Annotated in this window: 15 protein-coding genes and 1 pseudogene; 3 read left to right on the forward strand and 13 right to left on the reverse strand. The window is 36.3% G+C overall.

The genetic code is table 11. From position 1 onward, the window contains the following. Positions 1 to 21: 21 nt before the first annotated feature. From KH893_RS06530 to KH893_RS06565, 8 genes are all read right to left on the reverse strand, one after another. Positions 22 to 1242 carry a hypothetical protein gene (locus KH893_RS06530; RefSeq protein WP_281165352.1) on the reverse strand — a complete coding sequence of 407 codons (1221 nt, stop codon included), beginning with the start codon at positions 1240 to 1242 and terminating at the stop codon, positions 22 to 24. 132 nt (positions 1243 to 1374) lie between these two features. Further along, a complete protein-coding gene (locus KH893_RS06535; RefSeq protein WP_281165353.1) occupies positions 1375 to 2991 on the reverse strand; it encodes an APC family permease in 1617 nt (538 codons plus the stop codon). Positions 2992 to 3033: 42 nt separating this feature from the next. Beyond that, positions 3034 to 3255, reverse strand: coding sequence for a hypothetical protein (locus tag KH893_RS06540; RefSeq protein ID WP_281165354.1), 222 nt, complete (start codon positions 3253 to 3255; stop codon positions 3034 to 3036). Positions 3256 to 3427: 172 nt separating this feature from the next. Continuing rightward, positions 3428 to 4546, reverse strand: coding sequence for a UDP-galactopyranose mutase (glf, locus tag KH893_RS06545; protein ID WP_281165355.1), 1119 nt, complete (start codon positions 4544 to 4546; stop codon positions 3428 to 3430). A 30-nt stretch (positions 4547 to 4576) separates the two neighbouring features. Continuing rightward, positions 4577 to 5356: a DUF4422 domain-containing protein gene (locus tag KH893_RS06550; protein ID WP_281165356.1), complete on the reverse strand. Its 780-nt coding sequence runs from the start codon at positions 5354 to 5356 to the stop codon at positions 4577 to 4579. A 30-nt stretch (positions 5357 to 5386) separates the two neighbouring features. Next, positions 5387 to 6034, reverse strand: a complete 648-nt coding sequence (locus KH893_RS06555) for a sugar transferase (protein WP_281165357.1) — start codon at positions 6032 to 6034, stop codon at positions 5387 to 5389. Positions 6035 to 6231: 197 nt separating this feature from the next. Next, positions 6232 to 7107, reverse strand: a complete 876-nt coding sequence (thrB, locus tag KH893_RS06560; protein WP_281165358.1) for a homoserine kinase — start codon at positions 7105 to 7107, stop codon at positions 6232 to 6234. A gap of 17 nt (positions 7108 to 7124) precedes the next feature. Further along, entirely contained in the window at positions 7125 to 8408 is a 1284-nt protein-coding gene (locus KH893_RS06565; RefSeq protein ID WP_281165359.1) for a homoserine dehydrogenase, read from the reverse strand. A 191-nt stretch (positions 8409 to 8599) separates the two neighbouring features. Between KH893_RS06565 and thrC the strand changes: the two genes are divergently transcribed. Together thrC and KH893_RS06575 are read left to right on the forward strand one after the other, a co-directional pair. Then, positions 8600 to 10087, forward strand: coding sequence for a threonine synthase (gene thrC / locus KH893_RS06570; RefSeq protein WP_281165360.1), 1488 nt, complete (start codon positions 8600 to 8602; stop codon positions 10085 to 10087). 97 nt (positions 10088 to 10184) lie between these two features. Further along, on the forward strand, positions 10185 to 10637 hold the full coding sequence (locus KH893_RS06575) for an Lrp/AsnC family transcriptional regulator (RefSeq protein WP_010581119.1): 453 nt from the start codon (positions 10185 to 10187) through the stop codon (positions 10635 to 10637). A 167-nt stretch (positions 10638 to 10804) separates the two neighbouring features. Here KH893_RS06575 and KH893_RS06580 read toward each other — a convergent pair whose 3' ends face one another. The 5 genes and pseudogenes from KH893_RS06580 to KH893_RS06600 all read right to left on the reverse strand — a co-directional run bounded on the left by KH893_RS06580 (position 10805) and on the right by KH893_RS06600 (position 16314). Continuing rightward, positions 10805 to 12736 carry a PTS fructose transporter subunit IIABC gene (locus KH893_RS06580; RefSeq protein ID WP_281165361.1) on the reverse strand — a complete coding sequence of 644 codons (1932 nt, stop codon included), beginning with the start codon at positions 12734 to 12736 and terminating at the stop codon, positions 10805 to 10807. Between the two features lie 33 nt (positions 12737 to 12769). Continuing rightward, positions 12770 to 13690 carry a 1-phosphofructokinase gene (gene pfkB, locus KH893_RS06585; protein WP_281165362.1) on the reverse strand — a complete coding sequence of 307 codons (921 nt, stop codon included), beginning with the start codon at positions 13688 to 13690 and terminating at the stop codon, positions 12770 to 12772. Next, positions 13687 to 14414: pseudogene (locus tag KH893_RS06590) on the reverse strand (DeoR/GlpR family DNA-binding transcription regulator). Before KH893_RS06590 ends, pfkB begins: the two are co-directional and overlap by 4 nt. Positions 14415 to 14686: 272 nt before the next feature. Beyond that, positions 14687 to 16030: a PFL family protein gene (locus tag KH893_RS06595; RefSeq protein WP_281165363.1), complete on the reverse strand. Its 1344-nt coding sequence runs from the start codon at positions 16028 to 16030 to the stop codon at positions 14687 to 14689. Positions 16031 to 16044: 14 nt separating this feature from the next. Beyond that, complete coding sequence (locus KH893_RS06600; RefSeq protein WP_281165364.1) at positions 16045 to 16314, reverse strand: ACT domain-containing protein; 270 nt, start codon at positions 16312 to 16314, stop codon at positions 16045 to 16047. Positions 16315 to 16594: 280 nt separating this feature from the next. On the opposite strand from KH893_RS06600, the gene KH893_RS06605 reads away from it, so the two are divergent. Beyond that, positions 16595 to 17968, forward strand: coding sequence for a DHA2 family efflux MFS transporter permease subunit (locus KH893_RS06605; RefSeq protein WP_281165365.1), 1374 nt, complete (start codon positions 16595 to 16597; stop codon positions 17966 to 17968). The last annotated feature ends 39 nt before the right edge of the window (positions 17969 to 18007 follow it).

An 18007-nucleotide genomic window follows, 5' to 3' on the forward strand; every position in this document is an offset into this window, starting at 1 on the left:
CGTGTTTCAAAAATAATTAAATTAATTACTCTTGAAACTTAAAATCTTGTTTCGAGCAAAAATACTTTTATGCTCCCTAAATTCATTTAAATTGGCATACGTTGCCATAAACAAAATGTTAAAAGAAATCTCTATTAAGTGTTGATCAATTAACGAACTAACAATAATTAAAATTAAAGCCAGTTCCAAGCAATAATAATTTTCCTTCATGAACTTATTAGATAGATAACATAGGGCGATGATCAATATCACAAAGGAAAAAAAACCATTCATCATTAAAATTCTTAAAAAACTGCAATCAATAAAAAAGTAATCAAACCAACCGTGATGAATCCCACCATTACCATTTTGTTGAACAAACTGTCCAAACATCGTCACGTTATATTTAACAAAGGCTGTGTGTCCATATTCAAGTCTTCCAGATAAAACTTTATTAAATACCTTAAATATAAAACTATTCGGCTGATATAAATATGTAAGAGCGATAATTACTAGGATACTTAAAACCCCAAAGATTGAAAGATAATTACTACCAATTGATTTTATAAATCGAATTATATGTTTATAAAAAGCTGACATTATTAACGTTAATAACATTAAAACTAGATCTAGACGAGTATCAGTTAAAAAATAAATGGTCATTGTAAAACCAAGACAAGCAATCAGTTCAGGTAAGCTGAGATGAAATTTTCGGTAAACAACATAAAACAACTGCAGATAAAACGCACGAGCAGCAAAATCAGTCGGATAAACCATTCCTAATGCAAATCGAACTCCTGGATCGCCAGTTCGACTATTGGTTAAATTCATTATGATTCCTAAGCTAGAGGAAATAACTGCTATTAATATACCAGTAATTATAATCATCAAAAACACTTTGATAACTTTTTTAAAATCTACTCCTTGGCTTGCTAAGATCACTAAGTAGTAATATATAAAATTCCAATCATTTGCTTGCTGACAACCGACTAAGATCAATAGTCCTAATAAAATAAATAACAATGCTTCATCAAAATTTTTAAAATGATTAAATAAAAAAATTTTTATTCCAGCAATTAAACCAGCGATCATTAATAAGCGATACGGAAATGAAGCGGAGGGATAATACAAAATAAACATTGTCCCTTGCGAAAATTGGGTAATGAGTAAAAGCACAAATGAACTCCAAAACAGCCACTCGCTAGCAGCTAAAGGAATTTTTAATTTATTGATCCAATAATCTCTAACAGCAAGGATATCCAAAATTTTTCCCCCTAAATTTAAACTTCTTATAAAAAATAATAACTGTCCTAATTTTAAATTATAACATTTTCAGCAACCAACTAGTTTGAAATTATATTAATTAATTGTTTAAAGATCAACCTCAAAAAAATTCTACCTTTTCAAAGGATGCCACCGCGAAATCAACCAGATAATCATTAAAGCAATCAATGCCTCGATTGCAATCAACCAACCCCGATAACTCAGTGAAGTGCCACCTAAAAAAACACCCAAAACAATCGCAACGATAACCACACTGAACATTACAAGCCATTGAAGTTTGGAAAAAGCCTGTCCATACTGATCCTCTCGTCTGGTAATTGATGGCAAAATCGCTCCTAAACCAATCAAAATGGTAATCGCCACGATATTAATTATTAATTCATACCACCAAACCGAACTGAATTCTTTAACGTCTTGCGGGGCTACTCCAAAAATGGTAGCAATCGCAGTAACTGCCAACGCCCAAAAGCCAACGAACCAAGCTAGTTTATCATTTTTAATGAAAACATAGCTCGAAGGATACTTAGCCGAATTACGACGAACACGCATAAAAGCATAAAAGATCCAGCAAGTAACACCAGGTGAAATAATCCCATTCAAGTTTAATAACCAGTTGAAAATATCATTCATATCCGGTAAGAAGATTCCTAATAACAAAATAAAACCGGATAAGAAGCAAGTTAATAAATAACCGTTAACTGGCAAGCCATCAGCATTGGTCTTTCGCAAAAAGCGCGGCATATAACGCTCGCCTGTATCAGAGATCAGCATCCGCGTCATGGCATCCAATAAAACTGCTAACAAGGCTACTAAATAGAAGACTTCTGTCCAAGCAAAAAGGTACATAAATAAATTACCAACGTGATATTGCTGCCCCAAAGCCTGAAAAGCATAATAAGAACCATTCATTTTTAGGTCATTTGGTAAGTGATGAGCATCAAAAAAGATCCCCAATGAAAATGAACCAAAAATTGTTAAAAATGCTGTCATAGCAGCTAAAGTAATCATTGATTTGGGAAAGTCAGTTTGTGGTTTTTTCATTTTAGTAACAAAAGGAGCAATCAACTCGCAACCATTTACCGCATAAATCAACAAACCAACTGTCGTGAGATACTTCAAATCAAATTTAGGCACGATTGCTCCTAAATTCATCGGCTGGGTCGCAATATGTCCGCCTATTGCTAGTGAGGAAAGCGACATAATGACAAATAAAACCGTCATCCCAAACATCGCAATTCCACCGATCGTGCTTAATAACTCCAGAGAACGCTTAAAACGCGATTGAACTAAAATGAAAACTGCAAAAGTTAGCAAAGTCCAAAGCGCAAACTCACTGTTTGAAATTGAATCTTGAAACTTGCTATTGCCAGTTAATGCCCAGCCGATGCCAACAACAATTGAATTAGCGGTGTCAACTACATAAGGAATTGAAGCTGCCCAATATGTCCAAGCAGTAAAATAACCCAAAAATTCCCCATTAGTCCCCCTAATCCATGAGCTTAAACCACCGCCTTCATGATTGAAGATTGAGCCTAATTGGCCAACCATTAATGAATAAGGGATTACATACAAGAAGAGCATTAAAATCCAGGAAGTAATAACACCCATTCCTTGGTTTTTAAAATTATAAATTAAATCATCGAAACCGATCACCGTTACAAAACACATTAATGCCAAGACCGGCCAGCTAATATAATGTTTTGAACTTGCACCTGATAAATTATCCATTTTTACCATCCTTTTTAAAAAGCTAGAAAGTTATTAACTATACTAGTCTAAAAATTCTGGGGGTTTATCAAGCGATCTATCAAGTATCAGCCCCTGCAAATTCTTTTTCTTTAATATTTTCACTGCAAACAGCTGCTGAATAACAGTCATCCATTTGGCCACTAAAGCTGCCATCAACAAATTAAATTTATGATAGATTACGGTTGGTTCACTGTAATTGATCAGCAACAAAGTGCCCTGTAAAAAATTTTCTTTTAATTTCATTAATCTTTCCACTATATTTTGCTTTTCTCTTTAACAAATCTTTAAAAAAAGTTCACAAAAAGTTCACAATTGTAAGCTATGATACAAGAGTAATCTGATATTAAATAATTTCATTTACTCCCCCTATGGTAAATGAAAATGCTCCGAACAATTATTGTCCGGAGTTTTTTATTTACTCATTTTCAAATTCCTTGGCGACAGTCACCAATGCGGCACCAATCACTTGGTCCATGTTGTAATAGCGATATTGACCTAAGCGTCCACCAAAAATCACTTTTTTAGCTTCTTGATCAGCTAGCTCCTTATATTTCTTATACAAAGCGTTGTTCTTGGCATTATTGACTGGATAATACGGCTCATCACCACGCTGCCACGTCTTCGGATATTCACGCGTGATCACAGTCTTATCCTGATCACCTTTACCAAATTCAAAGTGCTTGTGTTCAATGATTCGCGTATACGGTGTCGCAGCATCAGTATAATTGACAACCGCATTACCTTGATAGTTCCCCTGATCAAGTTCTTCAGTTTCAAACTTTAAACTACGATATTCCAGTTCACCATAACGATAAGCAAAGTATTGATCGATCATACCAGTAAAGATGATTCGATCATAGTTCCGTAGGAATTCCGCTTGTTGGTCAAAAAAGTCCACTCGAGTCTCAACTGTAATCAAATCACTAGCTAGCATTTTTTCTACGATTTGCGTATAGCCACCAATCGGAATTCCTTGATATAAATCATTAAAATAGTTATTATCATAAGTCAGTCGAACTGGCAATCGCCGAATGATAAAAGCCGGTAATTCTGTTGCTGGCCGTCCCCACTGCTTTTCGGTGTAGCCCTTGATTAGTTTCTGATAAATATCAGTTCCAACTAAAGAAATTGCCTGTTCTTCCAGATTTTCGGGTCTTTTGCCTTTTAAAACTGCTCGCTGCTGATTGATCTTAGCCAGTGCTTCCTGCGGAGTAACAACACCCCAGAGCTTATTAAAGGTATTCATGTTAAACGGCAAGTTAAAAATTTCACCCTGATAATTAGCGATTGGCGAATTAGTGTAACGATTAAACTCCGCAAACTGCTGAACATAATCCCAAAGCTTTTTATTCGAAGTATGGAAGATATGCGCACCATATTGATGGACTTGAATACCATCAACTTCTTTGGTATAGATATTACCGGCCAAATGATCACGTTTTTCGATGACTTTGACCCGATTGCCACGTTTAGCTGCTTCGTAAGCAAACGTGGCACCAAATAAACCAGCTCCAACTACTAAATAATTTTTCAAGTTCCCCACCTCATATTTAAATTAAAATATCTAACTGACCGATTTCCCTCTAAATTTCCGATAAAGAAAACTCGCAACTTTTTTCACCCAATGCTGTTTTCCCATAAACATGACTGGAACTTCAGTGTAGGGTATTTGATTTTTATCGACCCAAACATCCAACAAAATCTCTCCAATAAAGCCAAAAATGCGTTTCTCATAAGGGGTATAATCGCTAATATCAACTTTTTTTTCAACTTCTGGCAAGATTTGAAACAACCACTGGGTATACTCATCAAAAATATCAGCCCGCGCAATCAGCATATTAAACATATGCACTGCTTTTTTCTGCAACATTTTGTCAAACGAAGGTAAATAGTCGGGAAACTTAGCCGCGATTATTTGTCTAGTAATTTTCAAATCTTTAATATGATGTACATGCTCATAATGTGACCATGAAGTCTCAATAAAGTAATCCCGTTTCTTGGGTAAAATTAATGGAGCTTTTTCTAAAAGCTTTTGTAAAGTTTTTGATGTCATAATATCAGCAAACTTTCCTTCATAACTTTTAAAGAAATTACTCTTACCATTAGAAAAATAACGGCGATAATGGACTAATCCCTTGACATCCACTTGCCGATTTTTCCATGCCCAATATTGGGCAGTTAATTCACAATAATTCGGATTCTTGCTAGAAATATTGTCACCAGTGTTATCACGACAAAACCCCTTAAAATTTTCCGGACTTGTACCAACTTGTAGCGGCAAGTACATTTTGTCACGGGGAACTTTAACGGGTTTATGGCTAACAATGTAGATTTCAGCTTTCAAAGAACAAACCCACTTTCATTTTGATAAAAATCAATATGCACCCTCACCCTTAAAAATACTGATAATATTTTTAAAAAGGATCTTTAAGTCAAAAATAAATGATGCATGATCTACGTAATATAGTTCATAATCACAACGTTTGGGATAGCCAATATTGCTACGTCCCGATGCCTGCCAATACCCCATTGCACCAGGGGTTACTGACAGCAATTTATCCACCCGATCACCATATTCACGAAGCTCTTCTTCAATAATTGGCCGTGGACCAATTAAACTCATTTCTCCCTTTAAGATATTGATAAATTGCGGCAATTCATCAATTGATGTCCTACGCAAAAATCTTCCTAAATTAGTAATTCGCGGATCATTTTCAGCAGGAATTTTGTAATTATTTTTTAGATACTCTTGATATAGCTCGGGGTTGGCACGTAGTTTGGACTCAGCATCAACGATCATTGATCTGAACTTATAAATTAAGAATTTTTGACCATTTTTTCCAACTCTTTCTTGTTTATAAAACAAGGGACCGCGATCATGACCAAAATGATAGGTAATAAACAGTAGCAAGAATAACGGAATCATACAAAAAAGAGCAACAAGTGAAACGATAATATCAATTATCCGTTTAAAGAAAAGATATAATCGCTTCTCTTGCACGGTATTTTGATTCTGACTCATTTTTTCTCCCGTCCAAAAGTTTTTCTTTTAATTTAGTTAATTAGTCCTCACATATAGACTAAATTATACTACCAATCATATTTTTTTACAATTAAGCACTTATCGCTTGAATAAATTTTCAATATTTAACAGTCCATAAAGAAAAGACCGCCCTTAATAAAATTACGCAGTCTTTTAAAAAAATTTAAACTATATACTCAGAATTTGCTAACTGTTGTTCCAGTTCGTTGAACCCGCAAGTTGTATAAATTACCGACAAGCTGACTTTGATTGACTAAATCAATAAAGTTTTGTTGTTTTTCTTGTTGGATAAGGGTCATAACTGTTGGACCAGCCCCACTTAAATAGGTACCAATTGCTCCAGCTTGATGTCCTAATTTACGCAATTGCTTTAAATGCGGTACTAAAGCAGCACGAGCTTGTTCGTGAAACTGATCATGTTCAATCAGCTCGCTGACCTTCGTTAAGTTGTTAGTTAAAATTGCCGCCACTAAAGCATTCCCAACACTGCTGGCATAGACTGCCTGTTTAAAATCAAGACTTGAAGGTAAAACTTTCCGGCTAGCAGTTGTCAATAATTCCGTTGGCGGAACAAAAGCCATCATTACCAATTCTGGAAAATGTACTTTGATACTGGTAACTTTTAGCTGATCAAAAGAAGAAATTACTAAATCGCCCAAAATGGCTGGCGCAACATTGTCGGGATGCCTCTCAATTTTAGTAGCAACTTGCAATTTTTGATCACGAGTTAAATTCAAATTGCCCAACAAATTAGCTATCTCAATTCCAGCAATGATTGCCGAAGAACTGCTGCCTAACCCCCGAGCTAATGGAATGTCAGATTTAACTTGCAAATGATGCGGTTTGATTTGTGGTGCTAAATTTAAGGCCGTTTTAATCATTAAATTGCGTTCATCACAAGGAATTTCTGGACCTAGCTGATGTTTAACTCGCCAATTATCAGCTTTTTCTAAAATATCGACTTGCAAATATAATGAAACTGCGATTCCGATCGAATCAAATCCAGGTCCTAAATTAGCACTCGTTGCCGGGACTTTTATCTCATATTTCATCTTTGACCCCTCTTAAATTAGTTTGGCAAAACTTTATAAGCGGCGATTACTTCAACTCCATCAAGTGCTGTCAACGCTTTGACTACTTGATTTTCTTGAGCCTCCGACATTTTATGAGTTGTCATGACTACCCGAGCATTGTCTTGATCTAATTCAGTCTGAATAATCAAATGAAAACTAGCATTAGCTTTGGTCATTGCCTGAGTAATTTTCAGCATTTGACCTGGCCGATCTTTAACCCTTAAAGAAAAGTAGTACGAATAGCAAACATCTGTTGGCTGAGCTTGTTTCAAATCACGCCGATAATCATTAAATCTACTACCAGTTGTCTTCAAAACAATGTCTTTAGTTACCGCAATGATATCGCTTAAAACACTATTAGCAGTTGGCAATTCACCTGCACCTGGGCCATAAAACATCGTCTCACCAACAGCTGCACCAGTAACCAAAACGGCATTATTTTCATTTTGAACAGCTGCCAACGGCTGATCCTCAGGTACTAGAACTGGGCCAACTGAAACATCAACCCGATCATTAATCAGTTTAGCAATCCCTAATAACTTAATATTGTACCCCAGTTTTTTGGCTTGCTGAATATCAGCTAATTTAACTCGAGCAATCCCGTTAACTTTAACTTGGTCAAGTGAAATATTCATTCCAAAGGCAAAATAGGTCAAAATGATCATCTTATAAGCTGCATCAATTCCTTCAATATCATTAGTCGAATCAGCTTCTGCAAAGCCCAGCTCCTGAGCTTTCTTTAAAGCAGCCGCAAAAGAAACTTGATGCTGGCTCATCTGAGTCAAAATATAATTAGTTGTGCCATTAACGATCCCTTTTACCTCAATAATTCGATCAGCCGCAAAGGAATTAACAATAGTTCGTAAAATTGGAATTCCTCCTGCGACACTCGCCTCATAGAAAAGATCACAGCCATTTTCCCGAGCAAGTTCCGTTAATTCTGAACCGTATGTCGCTATCAAGTCCTTATTAGCTGTAATAATATGTTTACCAGCATTTAGCAATCGCTCAACATAATCTTTAGCTATTTCAACTGTTCCCATCACTTCAACCACAATTTTAATTTCAGGATCGTTGACCAAATCATCCACTTGATCAGTCAATTTAATACCACTTAAATCAATATCTCGTTTTTTATTCAGATTATGGACCATGATCGTTTTAATTTCAATCTTGCGCCCGGTAATACTGGATATTTTGTTTTGATGATCACGAAGTAAACGAACCACTCCGCTACCAACCGTTCCCAAACCAAGAACTCCAATTTTGATGACTTGCATAATTGCCTCCCAGATTTAATCATTGAAATCATTTTATCATAGATCTTTCATTTTTTTTACTATAAAATAAATTACTTTAATCTGTTTCAACCAGAACACTCGTAAATCTAACTACTATTGTAAGCAAATTTATGGTATTCTTCCTTTAAGATCAAAATTATTAGAGAATGATTAAGGAGGTTGTTCCTAGCATGGCTGTTTTTTACCATAGCACTCGAGATATCAACAAAAATAAAATTACTGCTTCTCAAGCGATCCTACAAGGATTAAGTCCTGACGGCGGGCTTTACGTTCCCGACCGAATCCCTACAATAGACTTTGCATTAACAGAATTAGCAAATATGTCATACCAAGAATTAGCGTTTAAGGTGTTACGTCTTTTTTTAACTGACTTTTCTGAAATTGAGTTGCATGACTGTATCACTGCCGCTTATGGAAAAAACTTTGATGATCCAGCAATTGCACCTCTTGTTTTTCACGATGGTGCTTTTTATCTTGAATTATTTCATGGACCAACGATCGCTTTTAAAGATATTGCTTTACAATTATTGCCACATCTTATGACCACTGCGGCTCAAAAAAATCATTCACATAAAAAAGTCCTGATCCTAACCGCTACTTCGGGTGATACTGGCAAAGCTGCAATGGCAGGCTTTGCGAATGTCCCAAATACGAAAATTATTGTTTTTTATCCACAGGCTGGTGTTAGCCCTATTCAAGAACGCCAAATGCTCACGCAAGAAGAATCAAATACCTATGTGTTTGGAATCAATGGGAACTTCGATCGTGCTCAAACAAATGTTAAAAATATTTTTAACGATCAAGCCTTCAAACAACAATTGGCAAATTTAAACTATCAGTTATCCTCGGCTAATTCAATTAATATTGGCCGCCTATTCCCACAAATTGTTTATTATTTCTATGCCTATGGACAACTATTGGCTAAACAGCAATTAATTAGTGGTCAGCCAGTTAACTTCAGTGTACCAACCGGAAACTTTGGAGATATTTTAGCCGGTTACTATGCCAAGAAAATGGGGTTGCCAATTACTCACCTAATTTGTGCTTCTAATAAAAACAAGGTGTTGACAGATTTCTTTCAAACTGGCATCTATGATAAAAACCGACCTTTCTATGTAACTTCATCGCCTTCAATGGATATTTTAGTTTCCAGTAACTTAGAACGATTACTATTTTATTTAACTGGTAGTGATCCGGTTATGACTGCTGATCTAATGCAACAACTGCAGCAAACTGGTGCTTATAAAATTACTCCAGCAATGCAAGCCGCTTTGGCTAAAGATTTTTCAGCTGGTTATGCTGATGAATCGGCTACTAGTCATGAAATTGCCCATGTTTTTAAAGCTAGCCGAACCGCTATTGATCCACATACAGCGGTTGCGTCTCATGTTGCTAGGAGATTCAAAGATACTAATGGTCAACCGATGATCATTGTTTCAACTGCCAGTCCATTTAAGTTTCCAAAAGTTGTTTTATCTGCTATAACTGACAATAAAGCTGGTCAACTTCAGGATTTAACCGACTTACAACAGTTGCGCCAAATACTCAAGGTTCCTTATCCATCAACAATTAAACAACTTTTAGAAAAACAGCCGCAAGAACGTCAGATTCTGGAGCCAAATCAAATGCAAACAGCGATTTTAAAAGTAATCGATTAAAATCTTTCTCAAAGTTGAATTTTTAAGTTTTAATTGTGCGTTTATCAAACAATTATGTTATATTATATTACATAGAAATGCTTGGAGGGATCAACAAATGGATGAAATTGATTTGAAAATTGTTTCAACTTTACAAAAGGATGCACGAATTTCATTAAAAAAGCTGGCTGATATTTGTTTTATTTCCGCTCCGGCGGTTTCAACTCGTTTGACGCATTTGGAAGAACGAGGTATCATCACCAATTACCAAACGCAGATTGATTATAAATTGCTTGGTTACCCAATTAAAGCTTATGTTAGTTTAAGGCTATCACCAAAAGATAAAGAGGCTTTTTATCCATATATCAAGTCAGTCGGTAATGTAGTTGCTTGCGATTGTGTCACTGGCAGCTACTCACAGATTATTACTTGTTACTTTAAAACAACTAAAGCTTTAGATAATTTTATTAATGATATTCAACGTTTTGGAGAAACTAAGACCCAAATTGTTTTCTCAACTAGTGTTGAAAGACGTCCATTAGAATTAACCCCAACTGAAAATTATTTCTAATCGCCATTTCCCAGGAAATATCATATTGTGGTTGTGATCACAAATCCACCTCAAATTGGTGTGGGCTTTTCTATTTTACTGTTGCTATTTGCTTACAAAATAAAAAAGCATCATTCGCTAGGAATAAAACGAATGACGCCTTTTTTAAGCTCTAAAAATCATCTTTATTACTTATTTTTAACTGGCTTCCATTTACCCAAAATTACACCGGCAATAATTGAACCAATCACAATGGCAATGATATAACCAAATGGATTACTTGCCAATGGTGTTACCCAGAAGCCACCATGCGGAGCAGGAACACTAACATGCCACCATTGAGTCAATCCCCCAGCTATTGCTGAACCTAAAATACAACTTGTTAAAACTCTCAGCGGATCAGCGGTAGCAAACGGAATAGCTCCTTCAGTAATAAATGAGAAGCCTAAGACCCAGTTAGTAATTCCAGCTTTTCGCTCATCATCAGTAAATTTCTTTGGCCAAAATGCAGTAGCAATCGCAGTAGCAAACGGCGGAACCATCCCACCAGCCATAACGGCAGCCATTAAATCGCCATTTTTAGTTGACGTAAAAGCTGCAACAGCAAAGACATAAGCGGCTTTGTTAAATGGGCCACCCATATCAATTGACATCATACCACCTAAAACAATTCCTAAAACAATTGCATTACCAGTTCCCATATGATTCAAAAATGCCGTTACACCTGAATTAATAACCGAAAAAATTGGGTTGACAATGAAGAACATGATCAACGCTACTAATACTAAGCCAAAAATCGGATATAGAAGCATTGGTTTCATACCTTCTAATGATTTAGGCAATTTAGCAAAAATCTTCTTTAAAAATAAGGTTAAATATCCAGCAATAAAACCAGCGGCGATCCCGCCTAAGAAACCAGCGGAACTTTTGGCATTAGTCATTACATTAGCTACATAGGCACCACCAAATGAGCCACTATAAACAGTTGCCATAAAGCCACCAACAAAACCTGGCATCAATGCAGGACGATCACCAATTGATTCAGCAATATAACCTGCCAAAACTGGAATCATGAAGGCAAAGGCCAAATTACCAGCATTATTTAGAAAAATAAAACCTATCGACTTTGAACCACCCATGTATTGCTCAACCATAAATGACAAAGCCATTAAAATACCACCACCAACGACAAATGGCAGCATATGAGAAATACCATTCATTAGGTCTTTGTAAATTTCTGACCAAACCGAATTATTGGAAGTTTCCTCTTCTGCTTCGGCAGTTACATCTTGATGATAAACAGGTGCATTACCTTTAACTGCTTTTTCAATCAATTCATCAGCTTTTTTAATTCCATCAATTACTGGCCGATTCAATAAAGGCTTACCATTAAAACGTGCCATTTCAACTTTTTTATCAGCTGCAATAATTACGCCAGAAGCTTTTTTGATTTCATCAGCTGTTAATTGATGTTTAACTCCTTCAGAACCATTTGTTTCAACTTTAATATCGACATTCATTGCTTCAGCAGTTTTTTTCAACGATTCTTCTGCCATATAAGTATGAGCTATTCCAGTTGGACAAGCAGTTACTGCAACAATAAAAGGTCGGGTAGTCGAACTTGCTTGCGCAGTTGTTGACTTTTGATTTTCCTTAGCTTCCTTTTGAGCTTGAGCATCAGCAAAAAGTTGTTGAACCTCTTCTGGTGTTTGAGCCTGCTTCAAAGCAGCAACCAATTTTGGATCAATCAGCAAACTCGAAAGTGCTGCCAAAGCTTGTAAATGTGTATTGTTGGCACCTGCTGGGGCAGCAATCATAAAGAATAAATTAACTGGCTGACCGTCAAGCGAGTTGTAGTCAACCCCTTGCTTACTTTTAGCAAATAATACAGCGGCCTTTTTAACTGCTTTGTCCCGTGCGTGCGGCATAGCAATCCCATCACCAATCCCGGTCGTTGATTCTGCTTCACGAGCTAAAATATCTTTTTTATAAAGCTCCTCATCATCAATTACACCAGCCAGATGATATTGATGAACCATTTCATTAATGGCAGCTTCCTTAGTTGAAGCTTTCAAATCCATAATCATGGCATCTTTGATTAATAGATCACGAATATTCATAATTACACTTCCTCATATATCAAATTTGAATAATTAATCAAGTTTAAATTCCTGAATCTTAATTTGCGGTAAAATCTCAGAGATTTTCTTACGATCGGCTAAGTCTTCAGAAAAGGCTGTAGCACTTCCACAAGCTAACCCGTATTTAAAACTTTCCAACGAGTTATGCGTGGCAGCGTAAGTCCCCACAAAACCACCGATCATTGAATCACCTGCCCCAACTGAATTAATGACTTTGCCCTTAGGAGCTGGGCTGTAATATGTCTTGGTGGGGGTTATCAACAGTCCCCCATCACCAGCCATTGAAATCAAAACATGTTTAGCACCTTTTTCAAGCAATTTTTGACCATAAAGGGCAATATCCTTTAAGCCATCAAATTTAACACCAAATAATTCCGCTAATTCATGGTGATTTGGCTTAACGACCAACGGCTGCTCTTTAAGAGTTTTTAGTAAACTTTCTCCGGTAGTATCAATAACAAATTCTGCTTGGTGCGCTTTGATCAGTTCAATTAGTTCAAAATAAAAATCTGAACTCAAGTTAGGAAGTAAGCTTCCTGACAAAATCACCACATCACCGGCATGTAAAACTGAAAACTTATCTTTAAATTTTGCAACCTCTGCGTCAGAAACTTTAGGTCCTTGACCATTGATCTCTGTTTCATTTTGAGCTTTAATTTTTACATTGATCCGCGTATCCGCTGAAATCTCAGTAAAATCTGTTTGCAAGTTTTGTTGTTGTAATCGTCCTTCAACAAACTTACCAGTAAATCCTCCAATAAATCCCCAAGCGGTATTTGGTTGCTCTAATTCCTTCAAAATCCTCGAAACATTGATTCCTTTTCCACCTGGCAACTTTGTATCATAAGCCATTCGGTTTACTTGACCCAAAGTTAATTCTTTTAGCTGCACGATATAATCAGTTGAAGGATTGACTGTTACCGTATAAATCATTGTGTGACCTCCTGAATAGTTGTTTGTCCGCTATATTGAGTAAAAATCTTTGGTGTTAATTGATTTGTAATGATTTTTGCAATTGCTAAATCACCAACCTTCACAAATGAAATCTGACCAAACTTTGAATCATCAACTAAAACAAAGGTTTGATCTCCTTGCTGACTGGCAACCGTTTTGACTGACGCTTCATCTGGATCTGGAGTTGTATATCCATATTTTAGATGGACTCCATTCATCCCTAAAAAAACTTTATTGAAACGATACTTCATTAATGATTTAACCGTTTCAATACCAACAATTGCTTTCGTCTCTTTAGCTCACCACCAATCAAAATCGTTCTGATCCCTTGATCTGCCAATACAGAAGCATGTAAGACTCCATTAGTAACTACTGTCAAATGCATATTAGGTGATAAAAAAGGGATCATTGCTAAAGTTGAAGTTCCAGCATCAAGATAAATAACATCTTCAGACTGAATCAAACCAGCTGCATATTTAGCAATCATCTTTTTTTGCTCGATGTTTTTAGAAACCTTTCTGACCATGTCAGGTTCCTGCTGCAATGAATTTTTTAATTTGGCTCCTCCATGGATTCTAATCAGTACTCCTTGACTTTCCAACCGTTGTAGATCACGGCGTGCTGAGGACTCTGAACAACCAGTCAAATTACAGATATCTTGCAAATTTAAAATGTTTTTTTTCTTCAAAAACGCTAATACCATTTGTTGCCGTTTTTCTGCAAGCACTTACAAAACCTCCTAAATTATCTTAGCATGGCAATCCGTAAAAATCAATCAAATTCTTCCATAAATATTCAATTACTTTTAAATATTTGACTGACTTTGATTGGAACCAAGTCTAATATTCAATAAATAACTACCCAAGCTAATCATCCAAAAGCAGTTTAACGCTATATTATTTCAAAATCAATCAAAAAGGTGACAAAAACTGTCAAAGAATCATGACAGTTTTTGTCACCTTTTAAAATTATTAGCTAATTTTTAAAACTATGAATAGGTGCTGGGATAGAACCCCCGCGATTAATCAAGTTTTTTGATGAAGCTGAATTAACTGCCATTACAGGAGCATAACCCATCAAGCCACCAAACTCAACCATTTCACCAACCTTTTTACCTTTGACCGGTAAAACTCGAACCGCCGTTGTCTTATTGTTGATCATTCCAATTGCTGCTTCATCAGCAATCATTGCAGAAATTGTTTCAGCTGGCGTATCACCTGGTATCGGGATCATATCCAGTCCAACCGAGCAAACGGCTGTCATTGCTTCTAATTTTTCAATATTAAGCGATCCAGCCTGGACACCTGCGATCATTTCTGCATCTTCAGATACTGGAATAAATGCTCCCGATAAACCACCAACTCGACTGCAAGCCATAATGCCGCCCTTTTTAACTGCGTCATTCAATAAAGCCAAAGCGGCAGTGGTACCATGAGTACCAACTTTTCCGACACCAATTTCTTCCAAAATCTGAGCAACTGAATCACCTACGGCTGGCGTTGGTGCTAATGATAAATCAACGATTCCAAAGGGGACCTGCAGTCTTTCAGACGCAATCGATCCAACTAATTGTCCCATTCGAGTAACCTTGAAAGCCGTTTTCTTGATTGTTTCAGCAACAACATCTAGTGGCTGACCTTTAACTTTTTCAAGTGCATGTTTAACAACGCCTGGTCCGCTAACACCAACGTTAATAATTGTATCGCCTTCACCGACACCATGAAAAGCTCCAGCCATAAAAGGATTATCTTCAACTGCATTGCAAAAAACAACCAATTTAGTGTTTGCAACTACTGATCTTTCTGCAGCCTGCTTGATGATTTTCCCCATGTCCGCAACAGCATCCATATTGATTCCACTTCGAGTAGAACCAACATTGACCGAACAACAAACAAGATCTGTTTCAGCTAAAACCCGCGGCAGCGATTTAATCAACTTAAGATCACCAGTTTGGTAGCCTTTTTGAACTAATGCTGAAAAACCACCAATAAAATTGACTCCGACTGCTTTAGCCGCTTTATCCAAAGCTTGCGCATATTTGAAATAGTCTTCATCATTTGAAGCTGCTGCAATTAAAGAAATCGGAGTAACCGAGATTCTTTTATTAATGATTGGAATCCCATATTCAGCTTCAATTTGCTGTCCAACTTTAACTAAATTAGCAGCTTTCGTAGTAATTTTTTGATAGATTTTCTGACACGCTCGATCACTATCACTATCAATACAATCAAGCAGCGAAATACCCATTGTGATCGTACGCACATCAAGATTTTCATCCGCAATCATATGGATCGTTTCGATAATTTTATTTGTTTCCATTTAGCCTACTCCTCTTACAATTGATGCATCGCCTGATAAATCTCCGCCCGCCGAATTTTAATTTCAACACCGAGCTTTTGCCCTAAATCATTTAAACCTGCTGTTAAAACTGAAAAATCAAGCTCCTCGTCTTTGATTTCGACCATCATCATCATTGTAAAGTACCCATCCATAATGGTTTGCGAAACATCCAGAATATTAATGCTTTTTGCTGCTAAGAACTGACTGACTCCTGCAATAATTCCCACCTGATCTTTGCCAATCGTTGTCAAGATTGCTTTCAATCCAGACACCTCCATTATCCTAATTTAAAATTAAGTATAGCCTTTTACGAATTATTTCGCAATTGAGCCTTAAAAATTTAAAGAAGCCAAGATGTTGATTAATCCCTCACAGTATCAATACTTTTCCTGCAACAGTTGTTTCTGCAAAGATAAATAATAGTGAATTATTTAATCAATAATTTAAAAATAGTTCGTTTTATTTTTCAGTTACTTGAATTATGGCTTAAATATCATTACCATAAATTAAGTATCACAAAATTGCTAGAGAGTAGGTTCTATTATGTCATTTCAAATGAGTCATAAAAAAAGAACAATCGTTACAGCTGTCTTATTGATTGCCTCTTTTTTAGCTTTAACAAGTCAAACCATGATGGTAACTGCACTCCCCGTCATTCAGCATGATCTCCAAGTTCCTTTGACGCAAGTTCAGTGGTTAACGACTGGCTATATTTTAATTATTGGAATAGTTACTCCGCTTTCTTCCAATTTGTATGAGAAATTTTCCAACCGTTCTTTGTTTTTAGCAACAACCGGTTTATTTATTATGGGCACGTTTTTAGGCTGTATTGCAAATTCTTTTTTGTCTTTATTATTGGCGCGTTTGCTGCAAGCAGTCGCCGGCGGTATTTTAATGTCCTTTCAAATGACTGCTTTGGTCATCATTTTTCCACCAGAAAAAAGAGGCACCATTTTGGGAATGTCCGGTTTAGTTGTTGCTTCCGGACCTGCACTTGGACCAACTATTTCTGGATTGATTCTCAATTTCTTTTCGTGGCATTACTTATTTATTCTGTTTCTTCCATTGTTCATTATTCTATGGATCATTGGTCTAGTAACTTTTCCAAACTTTTCTCAGCCACAGCCAATTAAAATTGATTTGCCTTCGGTTTTTTTATCTTTAGTTGGTTCCGGATTAGCCTTATCAAGTTTAACAACTTTCAAACAAAGTCCGGTTGGTGGTTGGTGTTCTTTAATCGTTGGATCAATCCTTGTTTATGTTTTTTGTCGTCGTCAATTAAAATTAAAACAACCGTTATTAAAAATTCGAATCGTTAAATTACGTTCCTTTTCACTTATGACTTTAATTGGCATGTTAGCTTTTATGGTTTTAATCGGAACAGAACAAATTTTGCCAATTTTTGTTGAAAATGTAAAAGGCCTAACCAGCATGCAAGCTGGTTTGATCTTATTGCCAGGAGCATTTGCAAATGCTTTATTTGCTGCTTGGGCTGGACGTTACTATGATACACATGGCCCTAAAAAACTAATTTTTAGTGGTGCCCTGTTGATGATCATAGGTGCTTTGCCACTAGCGTTGATGACCAAACAAACCCCTACTTGGATAATTGTTGTCGCCTACATGTTCCGGATGATTGGCAATTCCTGTGTCTTTTCTCCAGCAATGTCCGAGGCCTTTATTAAGGTTGCTCCCTTGGATATTAGTCATGCAACTGCCTTAAACAACACTTTGCGCCAAGTGGCTGGTTCAATTTCAACAACAATAATGGTCGTTATTGCTGATCTGCCAACTTCATTGACGCGCGGTATTCATTGGTCAATTATGTTTACTTTCTTTTTAATTTTGACTTTAATTGCTGTTTTCCAAATTTATTTAACTCATCAACCAAAGATCAACAAAAATAGTTTGAACTAATGCTTGTAAAATAGTTAACTCTAATTCTTTTAACAGTTC

It is taken from the genome of Liquorilactobacillus sicerae (genome assembly GCF_029916425.1).
Classification (GTDB): Bacteria; Bacillota; Bacilli; order Lactobacillales; family Lactobacillaceae; genus Liquorilactobacillus; species Liquorilactobacillus sicerae.

Coding starts and splice junctions, on each gene's coding strand:
- KH893_RS06535 (WP_281165353.1), bottom strand. CDS start 2,991: ATGGATAATTTATCAGGTGCAAGTTCAAAACATTATATTAGCTGGCCG.
- KH893_RS06540 (WP_281165354.1), bottom strand. CDS start 3,255: ATGAAATTAAAAGAAAATTTTTTACAGGGCACTTTGTTGCTGATCAAT.
- KH893_RS06555 (WP_281165357.1), bottom strand. CDS start 6,034: ATGAGTCAGAATCAAAATACCGTGCAAGAGAAGCGATTATATCTTTTC.
- thrB (WP_281165358.1), bottom strand. CDS start 7,107: ATGAAATATGAGATAAAAGTCCCGGCAACGAGTGCTAATTTAGGACCT.
- KH893_RS06565 (WP_281165359.1), bottom strand. CDS start 8,408: ATGCAAGTCATCAAAATTGGAGTTCTTGGTTTGGGAACGGTTGGTAGC.
- thrC (WP_281165360.1), top strand. CDS start 8,600: ATGGCTGTTTTTTACCATAGCACTCGAGATATCAACAAAAATAAAATT.
- KH893_RS06575 (WP_010581119.1), top strand. CDS start 10,185: ATGGATGAAATTGATTTGAAAATTGTTTCAACTTTACAAAAGGATGCA.
- KH893_RS06580 (WP_281165361.1), bottom strand. CDS start 12,736: ATGAATATTCGTGATCTATTAATCAAAGATGCCATGATTATGGATTTG.
- pfkB (WP_281165362.1), bottom strand. CDS start 13,690: ATGATTTATACGGTAACAGTCAATCCTTCAACTGATTATATCGTGCAG.
- KH893_RS06595 (WP_281165363.1), bottom strand. CDS start 16,030: ATGGAAACAAATAAAATTATCGAAACGATCCATATGATTGCGGATGAA.
- KH893_RS06605 (WP_281165365.1), top strand. CDS start 16,595: ATGTCATTTCAAATGAGTCATAAAAAAAGAACAATCGTTACAGCTGTC.